Genomic DNA, 18,045 nt, shown 5'->3' with positions numbered 1-18,045 from the left:
AGTTGAGAACGCTAAGCATTTTTGAGAATAAGTGTTTTTAAGAAAATAAGTTTTTTTAACAATAAGTTCTCATATGAAACTAAAAATAAGTAAAAGATAAACTATATCAGAGAGGTATTTGATTTGGCTAAGTTAGCAAAATTACATCGCTCACAGAATAATCGCATGATAGCCGGTGTGATGGGCGGCATTGCAGAATATGTCGGCTGGTCACCTACTTGGGTCAGGTTGTTATTCGTCATTGTTTCTTCATTGAGTGCAGCTGTACCCGGTATTTTGATATACATTATCCTATGGATAATTATACCAAAAGCCTCTAGCGAGTCGTACCAGTAATAGGTCTTTAACAAAGCAATCGTGAAATCATCAATGTAAATGTAATCAGTAATAGCGTTAAGAACAAAAAGGTTAATATCAAAGCTAGAGCCCATTAAAAACAAAAAGCCTGACCAATCAGGATACCAAAGACATACTTTTCCTCCTGCCCAAATGTTCACGCATTTGGGTATTTTTTTGCCATTTAAGGTTGGCTTCATCACCTCGTTAGTGATGTTTTTATTGCTCGATGAGCAAATATAGTGAGTGAAAAGTAATATCGATATATCAGCAATACTGTCACGTTTTTAGTATATTTTGACTAGATGCAATATTTCTAGGTTGTTTCTTCAGTTGCCTGATAAATTTAGTTAATGTAAATATGGATAAAATAGTCATTTTTTAGTAAGGTGAGCAGGCGAATAGAGTCGTTGCCGAATAGGCTATACGAGTACTATCAATATTTTATTTCATAATACAAACTCCACAGTGGCTTTATGACGATGCCCCAAACTATGACAACTCAAAATATGACAACTGAAGCGAAAAACTCTCAACCGATGACTTTTCAAGATTTAATCCTAACCCTACAGAATTATTGGGCCGACAAGGGCTGTGTAATATTACAGCCTTATGATATGGAAGTCGGTGCGGGTACTTTTCACACTGCGACGTTTTTGCGCTCCTTAGGTCCTGAGCGTTGGAATGCTGCCTATGTACAGCCATCTCGCCGTCCTACGGATGGGCGCTATGGTGACAATCCAAATCGCTTGCAGCATTATTATCAATTTCAAGTAGTGCTCAAGCCGAATCCACCTAATATTCAAGAGCTATATTTGGACTCACTAAGAGCCATTGGTATCGATCCGTTGGTACATGATGTGCGTTTCGTCGAAGACAACTGGGAGTCGCCTACGCTAGGTGCGTGGGGACTTGGTTGGGAGATTTGGCTTAACGGTATGGAAGTGACCCAGTTTACCTACTTCCAGCAAGTGGGCGGCATTGAGTGTTTCCCAGTGACTGGCGAAATCACTTATGGTCTTGAACGCTTGGCGATGTATGTGCAAGGCGTTGATAGCGTTTACGATTTGGTTTGGGCAGATGGTGAATTTGGTCGTGTGACTTATGGCGATGTTTTTCATCAAAATGAAGTGGAACAGTCTACCTATAACTTTGAGCACGCTGATGTGCCAATGATGGGTCAGATGTTTGACTTTTATGAGCAGCAAGCAGATAAATTGGTTGCTGAAGGGTTGCCATTACCTGCCTATGAAATGGTATTAAAAGCATCACATGCTTTTAATTTACTGGATGCACGCGGTGCAATTTCGGTGACCGAACGTCAGCGCTTTATTCTGCGTGTACGTACATTGGCGCGTAAAGTTGCCATTGGTTATGTGGAAGCGCGTGCCAAGCTGGGCTTCCCATTAGCCGATGAGGCGCATCGTCAAGCGGCGCTCGATAAGTATTTGCCCAAAGAAGACGCTGCAACTGAAAGTGCAGAAAACAATCAAGCTACTGACAACAACCAAACTACTAATAAATAGGAGCATCCCATGAGTACTATTCTATTTGAACTGGGGTGTGAAGAGCTACCTCCAAAAAGCCTAAAACCTTTACGTGATGCGCTACAAGCCAGTGTCACCGAGCAGTTAAATGAAGCTGAAATTGGCTTCGATAATATTAAAGCCTTTGCCGCGCCGCGTCGTTTGGCGCTTCAAATTGAGGGTATCAGCGACAAGCAACCGGATCGTAGCGAGCAAAAACGTGGTCCAGCGATTAAAGCCGCATTTGATGCTGATGGCAATCCAACGCGTGCGGCGATGGGTTTTGCTAAAGGCTTGGGTATTGAGGCCAGTGAGCTGATAACAATCAACACCGATAAAGGTGATTATGTCGGTTATGAGCAAACCATTCAGGGTCAAGCAACGACTGAATTGCTGCCATCCATTTTTCAGACGGCGCTGGATAATCTACCCATTGCTAAGCGTATGCGTTCAGGTGCAAGCCGCAATGAATTCGTGCGTCCCGTACAATGGGCGGTATTGATGCAGGATAGCACTGTCATTGATGCGACCATCCAAGGGCATCATACCGGCACGCAAACCCGTGGTCATCGCTTCCACAGTCCTGATTATCACGATATTGGTCATGCCAATGACTATGAAGAATTACTAAGTGGTTTAAAAGTAGTTGCTGATTTTGATAAGCGTCAAATGCTCATCAAAAACCAAGTCAAAGCCTTGGCTGATGAAGTCAATTCTGATGCTATTGTGCCGCAAGACTTGTTAGATGAAGTGACTGCCTTGGTTGATTTTCCGATTGCCTTACGAGCAAGCTTTGAAGCACGCTTTTTACAAGTACCGCAAGAAGCGCTTATCTCGACCATGCAAGCGGATCAAAAGTATTTTTGCTTAACGGATAAAACAGGCAAACTACAACCGTACTTTATTTTTATTACTAATATCGAGTCAAAAGACCCCAATCAAATTATTGAAGGTAATGAGAAAGTCGTGCGTCCACGCTTGGCCGATGCAGAATTTTTCTTCTTACAAGATCAAAAGCAGCCACTATTTGCGCTGACAGGAAGTCTAAAAACTCGTGTATTCCAAGACAAGCTAGGTACGATTTGGGAGAAGTCTGAGCGTATTGCTAAGCTTGCCGCCTTTATTGCCGCCTTGATGCAACAGCAGGGTCAGCAGATTGATATCGATGAAACGGTACGTGCGGGCATTTTGTCCAAAGCCGATTTGGCAAGCTCATTGGTTGGGGAATATCCCGAATTGCAAGGTATCGCCGGTACCTATTATGCGCGTTTGAATGATGAGCATGAAGCGGTCGCCGCAAGTTTAGAAGAGCAATATCTGCCCAAGTTCAGTGGTGATGTATTACCACAGACGCCAATTGGTATTTGCTTAGCACTAGCCGACCGTTTAGATACGCTCGTCGGTATTTTTGCCATTGACCAAGCACCGACGGGCTCAAAAGATCCGTTTAGCTTACGTCGCTCAGCGATTGGTATCTTGCGTATTTTGATTGAAAAGCAGTTACCGATTAATTTGGTAGCGCTCGTTGAGCAGGCGATTAAAGGTTATAGCACGAGCGATGCCAGCAAGATTGCCAAGATGGGCGATACCTTTACCCAAGTCATGGCGTTTCTAAATTCGCGTTATCGGGCGATGTATACCGAGCAAGGCGTTAGTGTCGATACCATTCAGGCAGTGCAAGCGATTAATCCGCATATGCCGCTTGATTTTGATCAGCGTATTCGGGCGGTACAAGCGTTTAGCGCATTACCACAAGCGTCGATGTTGGCTGATTCAAACAAACGTGTCGCCAATATTTTAGCCAAATCAGAAGTAAGTGTCGCCGACAATGTTGATGAAGCGTTATTGTCCGAGCCTGCCGAGCAAGCTTTGTACACGAGTGTGCTGCAAGCACAAACGGCAGTCACGCCAATGCTGGAGCAGGCTGACTATACGCAAGTATTGCAAACGCTCGTTAGTCTAGATGAGCCGTTGACGCAGTTCTTTGCTGATGTCATGGTCAATAGTGAAGATGCGGCGCTAAAGAACAATCGCTTGGCATTGCTTAAGCAAGTTCGTGCATTGTTCCTAACCGTCGCTGATATTAGTGAGCTGCAGCTATAGTTTGAAGACAATCTGAGTATCTATTCGTTCAGTATCTTCCGTATCTATGCGCTCAGCCTGCAGCGTTAAGTTTATAAAGTCTTAATCCATACTCTAAGGAGCAATGCTGTGTTCGCTGCTATTATGATGATAATTATTATCTGGATTGTGATGTGGGGCTTTTATAAGTTTATGTACCCGCGTGCGCCTAGAAGCATGATGCCAAAAGATGGTGATGTGACCACACCGCGTCACTGCGATTTTTGTGGTAACAGCTTGGCTGAATATCGCGGCGTCTTAGAAACTAAGCCGAACTTGGTGGCAAGTAGCGACAGTGCCAGTCATTTAAGTGACAGTAATTCAAGTGCCAGTCATTTAAGTGACAGTAATTCAAGTGACAGCAATCCGCAAGTTAATAAAGAACTGTTCTTTTGCAACTACGAGCATCAAGCGGACTTTCATGCTGGCAAGGTTTATAGCTCTGCAGATTAACGCAGTGTTTACTGGTTATCGTCAAAAAATAAGCGCCTAGCTGTCATCAGCTAAGCGCTTGTCTTTTTAGAATGCTAATTTAATATCAGTACAAACTTACAAGATAGAGTGTGCATCTTTCATGATTTTATTGAGCAATGCTTCAGACTGTTTATCTCCTTGAATACGATCTTCATCGCTTCTTTGATAAGTATGAATTTTCTCGTATAAATTTAAGCAGCACAGTACTAGCAAGCTCTCTTGGCTCAGGCTTGGCGCATCGCGTTTTAGGTCGAGCGCATAATTATTGATATAAGAGACGGCTGAGTGTAGCTCTTCTTGCTCGTGCACTGGGCAATAGATGGGATAGGTCACCCCAGCAATCGCAATATCTACTTTTTTGATTTGTGGCTCAGGAGTGCTGTTTGTTTTAGGCGCAGGTTTAGCAGCGCCGCTCTGTGGAGCTGAAGTATTTGCAGCTGAAGTATTTGGCGCGATTCTTTGGGATTTAAGCCCATTGGTTGGTAGTTGGTTATTTTTTGATGGATTGTTTGGCGCTTGCTTGTTTAAAGGGTTGGTCTGGTCATCAGTCATGATAAATCCTACAATATGTGTCATTAAAGTGAGTAATATAAGAGAGTACAAGTGTGAGTCTAGTGGCTTAATCAACGCTGTATTTTTAATAATGAAGGTACTTGATAACTAAAGCACTTAATAGCTAAAGCACTTGATAGCTAAGACAGTTGATAATAAAGGCACTTAGTCAACGTGGCTTTTATCGATAATAAAGTTATTTAAGCAAAAAGACTTAAGCCAAACTCACCACTGACTATCTCGTGCCGCTATGTATCAACCTTCTGCTTGATCGATACGGGTTAAGCGTTTTAACACCACTTGCGTCCGTTCAGCGGCCAACTGATTCTTCTTTTGTAAGTCGCTGTTTTGCTGTTTGATATCGCTGTACTGCTGCTTTAATTCATTATTATGCTGTAGCAGCTCGCTGTTTTCTTGTTGTAATTGGCTGATTTGCTTTTGCAGTTTATCTTGCTCTTCACCGATCATATGATGGGCCTCTGCCAGATTTTGATAGCGCTTATCGAGATCGTTCAGCTGTTTTTTGGCACCGTCACGTTCTGTATAACTGCTATCCAGCTTGCTCTGCAGTGCGGTAAGTTCTTTGGGATCGGTAACAGGGTGTTGTTTGAGGCTGCTAAGTTCAGCACTGACAAGCTGATACTGTTTTTTGATGTCGAGTATCATTTTTTCTAATATTCTAAGTTGATCATACATAGTCAGTTTTTATCCTTAACAAGTAAGCGTGAATGAATTTTGTTCTCTGCGTTTAATAATGCCATAGGTGACCGCATAATATCTATATCAACAAAGTAATTGTATGCCGCTTTGTTTCGTAACTTCTATCAGCCGCCGCTTTATTAATGATAGTGTGCGGCATCTGTTTCTATTTAACACTACTAATCAATTACTAGGACATCTATTATGAATGATAATATCTCTGGCTGGAATACATGGCTGGCCGCGTTTGATGATTGGACGGACGTGTCTATCAGTGAGGTACACGGCTTAATGACGGGACTGATGACCGCTTGCGATGCACCTGATGAAAAGGTATGGGCCAAGGTGTTTGAGGAGCTGAGTTTTGCGCCATTGCCTGATGAAGCACTAACCTTGTTGACTGAAGAAGCAGAGGACACCGTGTTTCAGTTAAAAGACAAAGACGACGCTTATTCGTATACGCCGCTGGTACCAGATGATGAACATGACTTGTACGAGCGCGTGATGGCACTGAAACAGTGGGCGAATGGCTTTATGACGGGTTTTGGTATTACTGATTGCCGTCTGAGTGGCGAAGAAAACGAGATGCTATCGGATTTGGCTAAAATCGGCGGGATTCGTTTAGAAGATGACGAAGACTTTGAAGGTGGTGAAGAGTCTTATCTGCATATCTATGAGTTTGCGCGTATGGTACCAGTGAGCTTTGCCACCCGCCAGCGTAAGCCTGTCAAAGATATTGCGCTGATTTCGGGACTGGCTATCGATGCCAAAACCACCAAAGAGCTACAAGCTGAAGGTAAGGCTTCTAATACTAAGCCAAAACCAATGCCGCCAGTCGTTGATATTATGAATCAAAATCATCCATCATAAGTGATGTGATTGGCAATACAAATGATGTGTTGCGGTAAAAGAATAAAGAGGAGTCTGAGATGATAACTGACCATGATATGCAGCATTTGCGTCGCTGTGTGGCGCTTGCAGCCGAAGCGCTAGAAGCGGGTGATAAACCTTTTGGTAGCGTATTGGTCGATAGTGATGGTCAGGTATTACGCGAAGATCGTAACCGTGCTAATTCGGTCGACGCGACTTATCATCCTGAAATTGCTGTTGCACAATGGGCCGCGCAAAACATGACAGCGGATGCGCGTGCCAAAGCCGTGGTTTATACCTCAGGTGAGCATTGTGCCATGTGCTCGGCGGCTCATGCATGGGCAGGTCTTGGTCGTATCGTCTACGTTAGCTCCTCAAAGCAGTTAGGAAAATGGATGGAGGAGATGGGCGTGACCTCAACATCGCCCATCAACTCATTGAGTATTCAAGAAATTGCGCCAAACGTACCAGTAGAAGGTCCGATTGCAGGCTTGGATGAAGAAGTCAAAGCATTACAGCGTCGCTCATTGCAAAGAGGGTAGCTCTTTTATTTTATACCGTAATAAGGATGTTTTATGACTATAAAGAACAGCATCGATAATAATAGCACTGATAATAACAGACAAACCTTGGCAACTACTGCTTATCCCACTCAAAGTATTGATTGGCTCACGCGCTTAATTGGCTTTGATACCGTCAGTCGGTATTCAAACTTAGCCCTAATTGAAGATGTAAAAGCGTACTGCGAGCAATTAGGCTTAACAGTCGATTTGACTTTTAACGAAGCCAAAAATAAAGCCAATCTGTTCGTTACTGTGCCAGCAGGGGCAAATGCTGACGAAGTCAATCATGGTCTCGTGCTATCTGGTCATACTGATGTCGTGCCAGTCGATGGGCAAGAATGGACGTCAGAGCCGTTCACCGCGACCATTCGTGGTGACAAGCTATATGGACGCGGCGCTTGTGATATGAAAGGCTTTATCGCCTGTGCCTTGACGCTATTGCCACAAGCTGCAAAGCTATCTAAAAATGGTCAGCTACGTCGTCCATTACATTTGGCTTTATCATTTGATGAAGAAGTAGGCTGTTTGGGTGCACCATTAATATTGGCAGATTTAAAAGCACGGGGTATCACCCCTGATTATTGTATCGTTGGCGAGCCGACCAAGATGACGATGGTGGTGGCACATAAAGGCATCGCGGTTTATCGTTGCCGTGTGCATGGCAAGTCTGCGCATTCGTCATTGACTGCACAGGGCGTCAACGCTATCAGCTATGCCAGTCGTTTGATTGGTTATGTTGATACCTTAGCGGAAGAGATCAGTCATCGTAGTGATAATGATGCACTGTTTGATGTGCCTTATTCGACACTGTCTGTAGGCACAATAAAAGGTGGCACGGCGACCAATATTGTCCCCAATCTATGTGAGTTTACCTTTGACTATCGCAATCTGCCGCATATGACTCAAGACGATATCCTCGCGCCGATTCAGGCGAAGGTTGCAGAGCTCAGCGCACAAATGAAAGCACGCGCGCCGGAGACGGGTATTGAGCTGATGCAAGAAGAAAGCGTACCAGCAATGACCGATAGCGACAGCGCCGAGTTACAAGCGTTAATAGCTGCTCTGACGGGTGATGATAAACGTCATAAAGTCGCTTATGCGACTGAGGGTGGTCAGTTTACCAATAGCGGCATCCCCACAATTATCTGCGGTCCGGGTAGTATCGAGCAGGCGCATAAAGCCGATGAATATGTTGAGCTAAGCGAAATTGAACGTTGTGATGGTTTTTTAGAGAAGCTATTAGACAGCTGCACAGTCAACTGATGGATTAAATCAGAAACAGCTTTTTTCTATTATCAGTAAGTCGCGAGCTAGCATAAAATACACCGTCTTTATGGCGGTGTTTATTTTTTTAATTTTTTCGCGTATTTAATTTATTCTAAATAAAAGAGTAGGGGTTGGTCGATGTCTTGGCATCTGTTTGCGGTATTTTTTGCAAGTACGTTTTTTATCTCGGCGACCCCTGGTCCCAACATGCTCTTAGCGTTTCAATATGGTATGAACTACGGCGTGAAGCGGACGCTATGGACACTGGCAGGGTTAAGCCTTGGTTTGTTCATTCTGCTACTTTCTACGTTGCTCGGATTGGATGCGATCAGTCGCCAATCACCTTGGCTGCTCACTGTTATTAAAGCAGCAGGCGCAGCATATCTAATCTACTTGGGTATCAGCTCTTGGCGTGATGCAGGCGAGGGCAGCTTGATGAATGATGCTCGCGAAATGGGCGAAGAAGTGGCGGCTGACTATCCTGATACGATTGAGTCTGTTAATGATAAAAATACGCCGCAGCCACGCTCCCTTTCTAGTGCAGCAGTTAGAGTATCGCCAAGTAATACTACCTTGTTTCGAACTGGCATGTGGGTATCACTGTCTAACCCAAAAGCGATTTTATTCTTTGCCGCTTTTTTCCCCAAATTTATTAATTTTAGCGTGCCGCTGTGGCCGCAGTATATTATGCTGACTTGTGGGCTATTTTTGAGCGAGACGATTTGGCAACTTATTTATACCATTGGTGGTAAGAAGCTGGCGGGCTGGCTGGATGTTGGCGAGCGTTTGGCATGGCTAAATCGCGGCTGCGGGGTGATATTTATTTTAATTGCCGCGGCGTTATTGGCTGAAGTGTTGAATAGTTTTATGGCTTAAAGGTCTTTGTCAGCAATTTAGCAAGTCTTGTGCTTATATACTACAGCTCCTTATTAAAAATTGATAATTAGAGATGTTTTATATAGAGAGTGTCTCTGAAAAGCTAAAACTGCAATACAGTTTTTACGCTTCGCAATGTTTATAGAACCAACCTATAGGGATTCATCCAAAGAAAGTATCTATCCCAAGTCTATGGGTTACGTTTCATCGGTATTGACCACATGAGCTTGAAAAAATAACTCATTCTAAGGCTAATACTCTATGTATAATCGTAAAATAAAATTAGCATTGAGTGGTATATCGATAAATGTCCAGTTATTATAAGTTGTTCTTTGACTTAGATTAATAAATGGAAAAAACCATGAATGATAATCCTGATGCTAACCAACCATTCAACTTAGAGACGCCGCTAGAATTTGAGATGCAAGAAGAGTTAAAGAATAAAAATCTTTGCAAAGTACGCACAGTGACTACATTTATCAATTTAGATTTGGATATGACAACATGGCATGCTGTGTTGGAAGATGCTATTAAGCACTGTGAAAAAATAGTCGCAGGTTTAGGCAATGAAGGCTATACCGTACAATCAATACGTATAGTAACCAACCCGTTTGGTGAGTATCTAGATACTTCAAAGGTGTTAACTGCTGCCACTGGATTGGCTACCATCACTGATATTTTAGCGACGCTCAATAAAGGTAAAAATGGTCTACGGGTTCGCTTTGCAATAGGAGAGGCTAAGACAGCACAAGAAATTAGCATTTTGCCCGAGCTTATCGCTCAATATGGCGATTTGTGCAATGCTTGTGTGAATGTCACCGCTAATGATATCGGTATCTTAGATAATGCATTGATTGAGCAATGTGCGAGCGCGGTACAAAATATTGCTAAACTCACACCTAGAGGGGAAGGTAATTTCAACTTTACGGTAAATTTTAACTGTGATGAATTTATTCCTTACTTTCCAGCGAGCTATCATAGCGGTGAGGTGAATAAAGGCTTCGTTATTGGTCTTGAAACGCCTGATTTATTGGTAAAAACTTTGCAGCAGGTACGTAAGCAATCCAGCTTTGATTCTGCTAGTTATCAGCAACGTCAGCGCATTGCCTTTGATGCTTTGAGCGTAGCATTACAGTATCATATCGATAATGTCGATAGCTGCGTGAAACGACTTAACGCAGCCTCAGGGTGGAATTATCTAGGTATGGACACTTCACCCGCACCTTCTAAAGATTGTCATTCAATGGTTAAGGTTTACAAACTGCTTGGCGTTCCCTATTTTGGCGCTTCGGGTACGGTTGAAATATCGGCTTTATTAACGAAAGTTTTTAAATCTATTACAGGTATCGATATTATTGGGTTTTCAGGATTGATGTTGGCAGTCACTGAGGATAAAGGATTGGCGCAAGCCACTATCGATAATGAGTTTGACATACCTATGTTATTAACCAATAGCGCTGTCTGCGGCATTGGTCTTGATACAGTTCCTATTCCGGGGCATACACCTATCGATAAACTATGTGCCTTGATGCGAGATACGGGCACTATGGCTTATCGATTAAACAAACCTTTGACGGTCAGAGTATTTCCGATACTAGAGCTTAAGGCTGGTGATATGACTCAATTTCAGAGTAGCGACTTATGTAATTGCGCTGTATTAGCTGTGCCTTGAATTTAAGCACTAGTATTTATGATTTGTAACATCTATCTCGTTGAATCAGGGGGTTACGTTTTATTGGTACTCTTTACATGAGACTGAAAAAATAAACTCACCTACAAAGCCAAATAAAAAAGCCGTTCACTATTAAATAGAGAACGGCTTTTTCATTCATTCAATTTTTCTAAAAATTTAAGCCAATACCTCGACTAGCTCACCTTTCACCATATGCGGACTCACAAAGTCAGTAATACGTACGCTCACGATTTTACCCAACATTTCATCCACTGTATCAACGTCATAAGGGAACATGACCGTACGTGTATTATCCGCCGTACCGATTAAGCAATCAGGATGACGATTGGCGACTTGCTCAACCAATACACGAGTGGTAGTGCCAACCATTTCATGGGTTTTGGCGAGCGTTGAGTCGATGATGACTTTTTGGAATTCAGCCAAGCGCTCTTTTTTAGTCTTGAAGCTCACATCATCGGGTAATTCTGCTGCTGGCGTACCCGGACGTTTCGAATAGATAAAGCTGTAAGAGTGATCGAAATTTAACTCTTTTGCTAAGTTCAACGTATCTTGGAAGTCTTGCTCAGTCTCACCGGGGAAACCAATAATAAAGTCACTCGACAAATGGATATCAGGACGAATGGCTTTAAGCTTATTGATCTGATTGATATAAACGTCAATAGTATGGTTACGTTTCATTGCCGCCAAGATAGCGTTTGAGCCACTTTGAACCGGTAGATGCAAGTGCGATACCAGCTCTGGTAATTTGGCATAAGCGTCAATGATGTCATCAGTGAACTCTAGCGGATGACTGGTGGTATAGCGAATGCGCTCGACACCATCGACATGTGAGACATAGTGTAATAATTCAGCGAAACGGCAAATACTGCCATCGTCTTTTTGACCGCGATAGCCGTTGACGTTTTGACCCAATAGATTGATTTCACGCACGCCTTGCTCAGCTAAGCTGTCAATCTCTGCTAATACATCATCCAGTGGACGCGATAACTCTTCACCGCGCGTATAAGGAACAACGCAGAATGAACAATACTTTGAGCAGCCTTCCATAATGGATACAAAGGCCTTATAGCCTTCAACGCGCGGCTCAGGTAAAAAGTCAAACTTCTCGATACTAGGGAAGGATACATCTACCGTACCGATACGATTCTTAGGCGCAATTTCACGTTGCTCGTTTGATTGATCATAGAGTTCAGGCAAACGATGCAAGGTTTGTGGGCCAAAAACCATATCGACATAAGGTGCGCGCTTTTGAATGTTATCGCCTTCTTGCGAGGCCACACAGCCGCCGACACCGATCACGAGGTCAGGACGTTTTTCTTTTAACTTGCGCCAGCGACCTAATTCTGAAAAGACTTTTTCTTGCGCTTTTTCACGAATGGAGCAGGTGTTCATTAGCAGCACATCGGCTTCGTCGATATCGTGCGTCACTTCCATACCGTGTGAATCACCCAGCACGTCGAGCATTTTGCCAGAGTCATAGACATTCATCTGACAGCCCTGCGTGGTGACAAACACCTTTTTAGTCGGCGCTTTATTGACAGGCGATTGGGCTGAACTTGCTTCGTTGAGTGCAGTGATAGCAGGCGCGGTGACAGTCGTCTCAGCAACGGCAGCGTCATTAATGCGGGGGTTGAATACAGTAACACTCATAAGGATAAGTCCATGATTGACCAAAAATATAGCGGGGTAAGCGATTAACAGGTGGCGTATTTTATCACAACCCTGTGCTAATGTGAAAAGTAAGCGTGTGCTTTCGATTATAATCAGGATAAATTATTCATAATAGTATCAATTGCTTATCAATAATAGAGCAGAGATTGAAAATCGCTAACCTTTCATAAAGTATTTAGCTTGTACTGTTGTTGATGCCAAAGGTAGGCATGCATAAATTAGTGCTAAGGCGGATCAATATTACTACCGTAAGCAGTGGATATTGGTAAGGCGTAGCTAATTTGTCTTATTATGGAAAATTTTATTGTTTATCTCTACGAGTTAGCCATACTATTATCATTTTTATGCTTCTATCACTTTTATGTTTCGTGCTGCTGTCCTAATTATTAACAAATGGTAAGGATGCTGGTTGAAAGTTAAACAACTATAGTATGATGAGCCTATTCTAAAAATGTCCTCGACAAAACATTATTCTTGATAAAACATTTCCTCAACAAAGATAAGCACCGACAAGCCAACGATTAAATACCACTACGATGATAAAGAGAGTAAGTATGACAAAGCGCCGCGCTGCCAAACGTAACCATAGCGACAGTTATGACGTCAATGCCATACCCACAGCCAAGACTAGCGAGCAAGCCAGTCCTATGAATACCAGATCGCTGCGCATTGGAGCGCTGAGTGTCGCCACGGCAATGGGCGCCTTAGGTTTGTCTCAGGTGGCGTGTGCTGAGCCAGTATCTTACGGCACTTATCAGCAAGACAGCAGTATTGACTCATTCACGGCAGCAGCCATCGCCGCCGATCGTGGTGATGTCAGTGCGCTCTATAATTATGAGCAAATGATGAGTGGCGGTTTGTTTGCGATGTATCCGACTTACTGGCGGATGAATTTAGATCTAAATTCCCAAAGCTCGGCAGCAGTGTCGCAGTTTGTGCGTCAATATCCAGATACGGTCATGGCCGAAAAGCTCGTGGCTGATTTTGCGGAAACCAAAGCAGGCTCTAATGATTATGCCTCAGTACGCCAAGTGGCAAATTTGATCACCAATGCCGATGCCAGTGAGAAGTGCGCCGTTGCGCTTGGGTTTAATAATGGTGGCGATACCATGCGCGCCATGGCAGCCAAGCCGGATGTTTGGCTGACGACCAAAAAGCAACCCGCCTTGTGTGATCAGCTGGCGATGGAGATGAACAACAACCCTATGATTAGCAATCAAGATCGAGCGGCACGCCTGAAGCGCATGCTACGTAAGGGTAAAACGGGCGATATCATGGCATTGTCGTCACGTTTGGGCACGCCTATTCCTTATTCTGCACTCAGTGAGATTCAGCTGAGCCCGTCTTCATTTTTTACCCGTTTTACCCGTGAGCCAAACAGTCAAACCAATCAATACTTGTACTTATATGCGATGGGCCGCCTAGCAGATAAATCTTATCGTGAAGCCGCGTTGCAGCTAGATTTTGATATCAAGCAAGACAATCAGCGTTCAGCGAGATTGTTAAATGATGAGACGCGTCGCTATGCGTATCGTACCCTTGGGGTGCAACGTATGAACCATAATACCGATGATGGCTTTAATGCTGAGGCGGTTGATTGGTTCCGTAGTAGCTTAGACGATGACTTTAACTTTGAAGAAGCCGAAGACTACGCCATGGCGGCCATTCGCTTTGGGCGTTGGGATGATGTGGTCGAGGCCATCGCTCACATGGACAGTGAAACGCAAAAAGGCAATCAATGGCAATATTGGTTGGCACGTGCTTATGAGCAATCAAGCGATGCTAACAAGCGCAATACCGCTAAGAAGATGTATCAGAATTTGGCAAAAAGTAATGAGTATTACGGCTTAATGGCAAAAGACAAAGCCGGTCAACGTTTTGATGCCAGTCGTTTGGGTGGTAGCAACTTGCCAAATGTCAGTACTGCCGATCGTGCACGCGTCATGCAAAACGCTAACTTCGCTCGGGCGTTTGCTTTATACAATGCTGATGCCAGTCGTGCCTATGCCAATCGTGAATGGAATTGGGCTGTCAAGCAAGCACGTGACAATCGTGATGATAATTTGATTATCGCTGCGGCGAGCTTGGCACATGACATGGGCTGGCTCGATCGAGCAATTTATGCTGTGGACAATACTGACAGAGTCGACAGCTTGGCTTTATCGCATCCGATGCCGCACCAAGATGCCGTCGTTCGCTACAGCCAATCAGCGGGGATTGATCCGGCATGGGCTTATGGCATCATGCGTCAAGAGAGTCGATTTGTAGCCTCAGCGCGCTCAGGTGTTGGTGCCAGTGGGTTGATGCAAGTCATGCCTGATACAGCAAAATATATCGCCCGTAATTTAGGTGAGACTTATAGTGCCAGTCGCGCTAACAGTGGCGATACCAATATCCGTTATGGGACTTGGTATATGGGTGATATCTTGGGCAAATTAAACTATCAGCCAGTACTGGCAACAGCCGGCTATAATGCAGGTCCTAATAATGCCAAGCGCTGGCAGCCAGTTTATGGTTCACTCGATGCTGACCAATACGTTGAGTCAATTGCTTTTCCGGAAACGCGCAATTATGTGAAGCATGTCATGGAAAACGCCACTATTTATAGTAGCTTATTGGGTCGTAGTCAGCCTATTAGTCAACGCATGGGAACGATTCCTGCTGCATTCTAAAGTGCTCACTTAGCAAAAAAGAAACCATTAACGATAAACTGTTAATGGTTTCTTTTTTTTACCGATTTATTTTTAAATACAAATTGTATTTGCACCAATCAGTTGTTCTTCTGCAAGGCATAGTCAAAACATCCTAAAAACGCGACGCTATTGCTGATATCAATTTTTTGTCGCCTCCGTCTGCGCAGGCACAGCAAGCAAGAAAAATTGATATCAGCAGTGCGTGATGGTTCGATATTACTTTTCATTCCCCATAGTTGTTTGTCTTCTAAGCAGTTTTCATGCTACTTCTTCTGTTTAAGCGACACTTAAGTGATGTTTACGTTTCTGCTATAGATTAAAAAAAGCATTTTGCTACCATTGCTTTAGTTAGTGTCCGTATTTTTTGTTGGTTTATTTTTAGCTTGGTTTGATGAATATTGCTACTTTAATTACTTTTATCCAAGCTTACCCACTCTTTTATCATTGCTAGATGCCTTAATCCCTTATGATCAAAAAATATTTCAATCTGACTATGTCAGTGCACGCTAGATTATCGCAAACTAATCGTCAGTTACCGGATCAGACGCGGGTGGATGTGCTGTCGACATCAACGCCGATTAAGTCATCTGCATTGTTGAACGACGATGCAGTAAGCAAAAAGCCTGCGATAAGTAGAAAGTGTAAGGATAAAGGGTATACGGCGATGAGCGGTACTGCCTTGCTAGTGCTACAAAGCGCGATGCTGATGCCAGCTCATGCGGCCAGCGCTGTTAAAAGCGGGCAGCGGGTACTGATGATTGAGATGACACCGGCACTGTGTAGCTTGCAGCCAACACGAGCGCGTATGCGTCAATGTTTAGAGGGTTATTCGTTAACCGTATCAGGTCTGGATATGGGTTATGGCGAGCGCTGCGGGCGTGGTGCCGAGCCACGTCTGACCCCATTGCAGCTAAAAGTTGTCAATCGCATCATGCCAGACACCACGGTACGTAGCCAAGTATGGCAACATTATGGTGCCTGTAGTCCATTGAGTGCCAGCAATTATTTTCGCCAAATCACCAACTATGCCAGCGCTCTAAAACTGCCTAACGAGCTGAATACGGGCAACAGTTATACCGTCTCAAAATCACGTTTTATTGGGCAGATGACCCGCCTTAATAGTGGTATGCCAGCTTCTAGCATCGACTTAATTTGCCAAGCGGGCAGTCGACGCCAGACAATATTGACCGATGTCCATGTTTGCTATGAAGGTAGCGAATTTGGTAGCTGTAATGAGGTAGTAGACAATTGCGGCAAAAAGTTCATTATTTCAGGTGGTAAGTAACGTCCTTTGCGACGGCTAATTGATTGATATGTGTTAATTTACAAACAGGATTGCTCTTAAATTATTGTTGCTAACACTGTTTTTTTTATCCCCTTCTCTTTATTCTTAAACCTTTATACCAAAGGCTTTGTTATCAGCTTTGTCTTGCTACCCGTATAAAATGTAACAATATAGTCGTGCATAGCCTTCTTGCTTTCTCTAGACGATTAATAGGCTGAGGTGCTACACTAGCTATCGGTTTATGACTGCTATATACAGTGAGCAGATCGCTATCTCAAACGATATTCATCAATCAGAACCATCCATTAGAATCATTAATCAGAACTATTCATTAGAATCGTGAATTATCTAATCTATAATTAGGGAGTATTCAATGTCAATGAAACAGCCTTTACGTGTTGCCGTCACTGGTGCCGCTGGTAATATCAGCTATGCTATGTTATTTCGTATTGCCTCTGGTGAGATGCTAGGTAAAGATCAGCCAGTTATTTTGCAATTGCTTGAAATCGCCCCAGCACTTGACGCCCTAAAGGGTGTGGTCATGGAATTAGAAGACTGTGCATTTCCATTATTGGCCGGTATCGTTCAAACTGATGATGCGACCGTTGCATTCAAAGATGTTGACTATGCTCTGCTAGTCGGTTCACGTCCGCGTGGCCCAGGTATGGAACGTAAAGATTTGCTAGAAGCCAATGCTGCGATTTTCTCAGCGCAAGGTAAAGCACTGAACGACGTTGCTAGCCGTGATGTAAAAGTATTGGTCGTCGGCAACCCTGCGAACACCAATGCGCTTATCGCTCAGCGTAATGCACCAGATTTAGATCCACGTAATTTTACGGCTATGACTCGCCTAGATCATAACCGTGCGATGGCACAGTTGGCTGGCAAAACGGACAGCACCGTTAATGACGTGAAAAAAATGATCATTTGGGGTAACCATTCATCAACTCAGTATCCAGATCTAACGGCTGCAACTGTAAACGGCAAGCCAGCACTAGATTTAGTCGATCGTGAGTGGTACGAAGGTACTTATATCCCAGAAGTACAACAACGCGGCGCTGCAATCATTAAAGCTCGCGGTGCATCATCTGCTGCTTCTGCGGCCAACGCAGCCATTGCCCATGTACGTACATGGGCGCTAGGTAGCGATGAGAATGATTGGGTCTCTATGGGCGTTTACTCAAACGGCGAATACGGTATTGCTGAAGGCTTGATCTACTCATTCCCAGTGACCTGTGCTAACGGCGACTGGTCTATCGTAGACGGCGTTGACGTGTCATCGGATTTCTCAAAAGAGAAGATGGCAGCCACTGAACAAGAGCTTAGCGAAGAGCGTGATGCAGTATCACATTTGCTACCATAAGCAGATAATCTATTGATACAGTAATATTAAAAGTAGTATAGAGAGAAGCCTTCTGTC

The 18,045-nt window shown here is 43.8% G+C and carries 15 protein-coding genes; 12 read left to right on the top strand and 3 right to left on the bottom strand.

All coding sequences use genetic code 11. From position 1 onward, the window contains the following. The first annotated feature begins 123 nt into the window (after positions 1-123). From ACSUPM_RS11445 to ACSUPM_RS11430, 4 genes are all read left to right on the top strand, one after another. On the top strand, positions 124-336 hold the full coding sequence (locus tag ACSUPM_RS11445) for a PspC domain-containing protein (RefSeq protein WP_084212311.1): 213 nt from the start codon (positions 124-126) through the stop codon (positions 334-336). Between the two features lie 539 nt (positions 337-875). Then, on the top strand, positions 876-1,862 hold the full coding sequence (glyQ, locus tag ACSUPM_RS11440; protein ID WP_025652383.1) for a glycine--tRNA ligase subunit alpha: 987 nt from the start codon (positions 876-878) through the stop codon (positions 1,860-1,862). 9 nt (positions 1,863-1,871) lie between these two features. After that, on the top strand, positions 1,872-3,965 hold the full coding sequence (glyS, locus tag ACSUPM_RS11435; protein WP_436879961.1) for a glycine--tRNA ligase subunit beta: 2,094 nt from the start codon (positions 1,872-1,874) through the stop codon (positions 3,963-3,965). A 108-nt stretch (positions 3,966-4,073) separates the two neighbouring features. Further along, on the top strand, positions 4,074-4,436 hold the full coding sequence (locus ACSUPM_RS11430; RefSeq protein ID WP_227688922.1) for a hypothetical protein: 363 nt from the start codon (positions 4,074-4,076) through the stop codon (positions 4,434-4,436). 96 nt (positions 4,437-4,532) lie between these two features. Here the strand turns inward: ACSUPM_RS11430 and ACSUPM_RS11425 are convergent, their stop codons facing one another. After that, complete coding sequence (locus tag ACSUPM_RS11425) at positions 4,533-5,009, bottom strand: cell division protein ZapA (protein ID WP_201583022.1); 477 nt, start codon at positions 5,007-5,009, stop codon at positions 4,533-4,535. 255 nt (positions 5,010-5,264) lie between these two features. Continuing rightward, positions 5,265-5,705 (bottom strand): hypothetical protein, encoded by a 441-nt coding sequence (locus tag ACSUPM_RS11420; RefSeq protein ID WP_025652387.1) that lies wholly within the window; start codon positions 5,703-5,705, stop codon positions 5,265-5,267. Positions 5,706-5,912: 207 nt separating this feature from the next. Here ACSUPM_RS11420 and ACSUPM_RS11415 point away from each other — a divergent pair, with 207 nt between their 5' ends. From ACSUPM_RS11415 to ACSUPM_RS11395, 5 genes are all read left to right on the top strand, one after another. Next, complete coding sequence (locus ACSUPM_RS11415; protein ID WP_025652388.1) at positions 5,913-6,578, top strand: UPF0149 family protein; 666 nt, start codon at positions 5,913-5,915, stop codon at positions 6,576-6,578. A 59-nt stretch (positions 6,579-6,637) separates the two neighbouring features. After that, on the top strand, positions 6,638-7,120 hold the full coding sequence (locus ACSUPM_RS11410) for a nucleoside deaminase (protein ID WP_201565476.1): 483 nt from the start codon (positions 6,638-6,640) through the stop codon (positions 7,118-7,120). A 33-nt stretch (positions 7,121-7,153) separates the two neighbouring features. Further along, positions 7,154-8,404 (top strand): acetylornithine deacetylase, encoded by a 1,251-nt coding sequence (argE, locus tag ACSUPM_RS11405; RefSeq protein WP_227691686.1) that lies wholly within the window; start codon positions 7,154-7,156, stop codon positions 8,402-8,404. Positions 8,405-8,545: 141 nt separating this feature from the next. Next, positions 8,546-9,283, top strand: coding sequence for a LysE family translocator (locus ACSUPM_RS11400; protein WP_201606428.1), 738 nt, complete (start codon positions 8,546-8,548; stop codon positions 9,281-9,283). Between the two features lie 361 nt (positions 9,284-9,644). Beyond that, positions 9,645-10,955: a DUF711 family protein gene (locus ACSUPM_RS11395; protein WP_084212312.1), complete on the top strand. Its 1,311-nt coding sequence runs from the start codon at positions 9,645-9,647 to the stop codon at positions 10,953-10,955. 177 nt (positions 10,956-11,132) lie between these two features. Here the strand turns inward: ACSUPM_RS11395 and miaB are convergent, their stop codons facing one another. After that, a complete protein-coding gene (gene miaB, locus ACSUPM_RS11390) occupies positions 11,133-12,626 on the bottom strand; it encodes a tRNA (N6-isopentenyl adenosine(37)-C2)-methylthiotransferase MiaB (protein ID WP_436879960.1) in 1,494 nt (497 codons plus the stop codon). Between the two features lie 668 nt (positions 12,627-13,294). Between miaB and ACSUPM_RS11385 the strand changes: the two genes are divergently transcribed. The 3 genes from ACSUPM_RS11385 to ACSUPM_RS11375 all read left to right on the top strand — a co-directional run bounded on the left by ACSUPM_RS11385 (position 13,295) and on the right by ACSUPM_RS11375 (position 17,988). Next, complete coding sequence (locus tag ACSUPM_RS11385) at positions 13,295-15,319, top strand: lytic transglycosylase domain-containing protein (protein ID WP_264673013.1); 2,025 nt, start codon at positions 13,295-13,297, stop codon at positions 15,317-15,319. Positions 15,320-15,833: 514 nt separating this feature from the next. Beyond that, positions 15,834-16,625, top strand: a complete 792-nt coding sequence (locus tag ACSUPM_RS11380) for a hypothetical protein (RefSeq protein WP_227688920.1) — start codon at positions 15,834-15,836, stop codon at positions 16,623-16,625. Positions 16,626-16,998: 373 nt separating this feature from the next. After that, entirely contained in the window at positions 16,999-17,988 is a 990-nt protein-coding gene (locus ACSUPM_RS11375) for a malate dehydrogenase (protein ID WP_173238815.1), read from the top strand. The last annotated feature ends 57 nt before the right edge of the window (positions 17,989-18,045 follow it).

Source organism: Psychrobacter okhotskensis (genome assembly GCF_965638355.1).
Lineage (GTDB): Bacteria > Pseudomonadota > Gammaproteobacteria > Pseudomonadales > Moraxellaceae > Psychrobacter > Psychrobacter okhotskensis.
The sequence above is the reverse complement of the archived record's forward strand: the minus strand, read 5'-3'. Positions and strand labels throughout refer to the sequence as shown.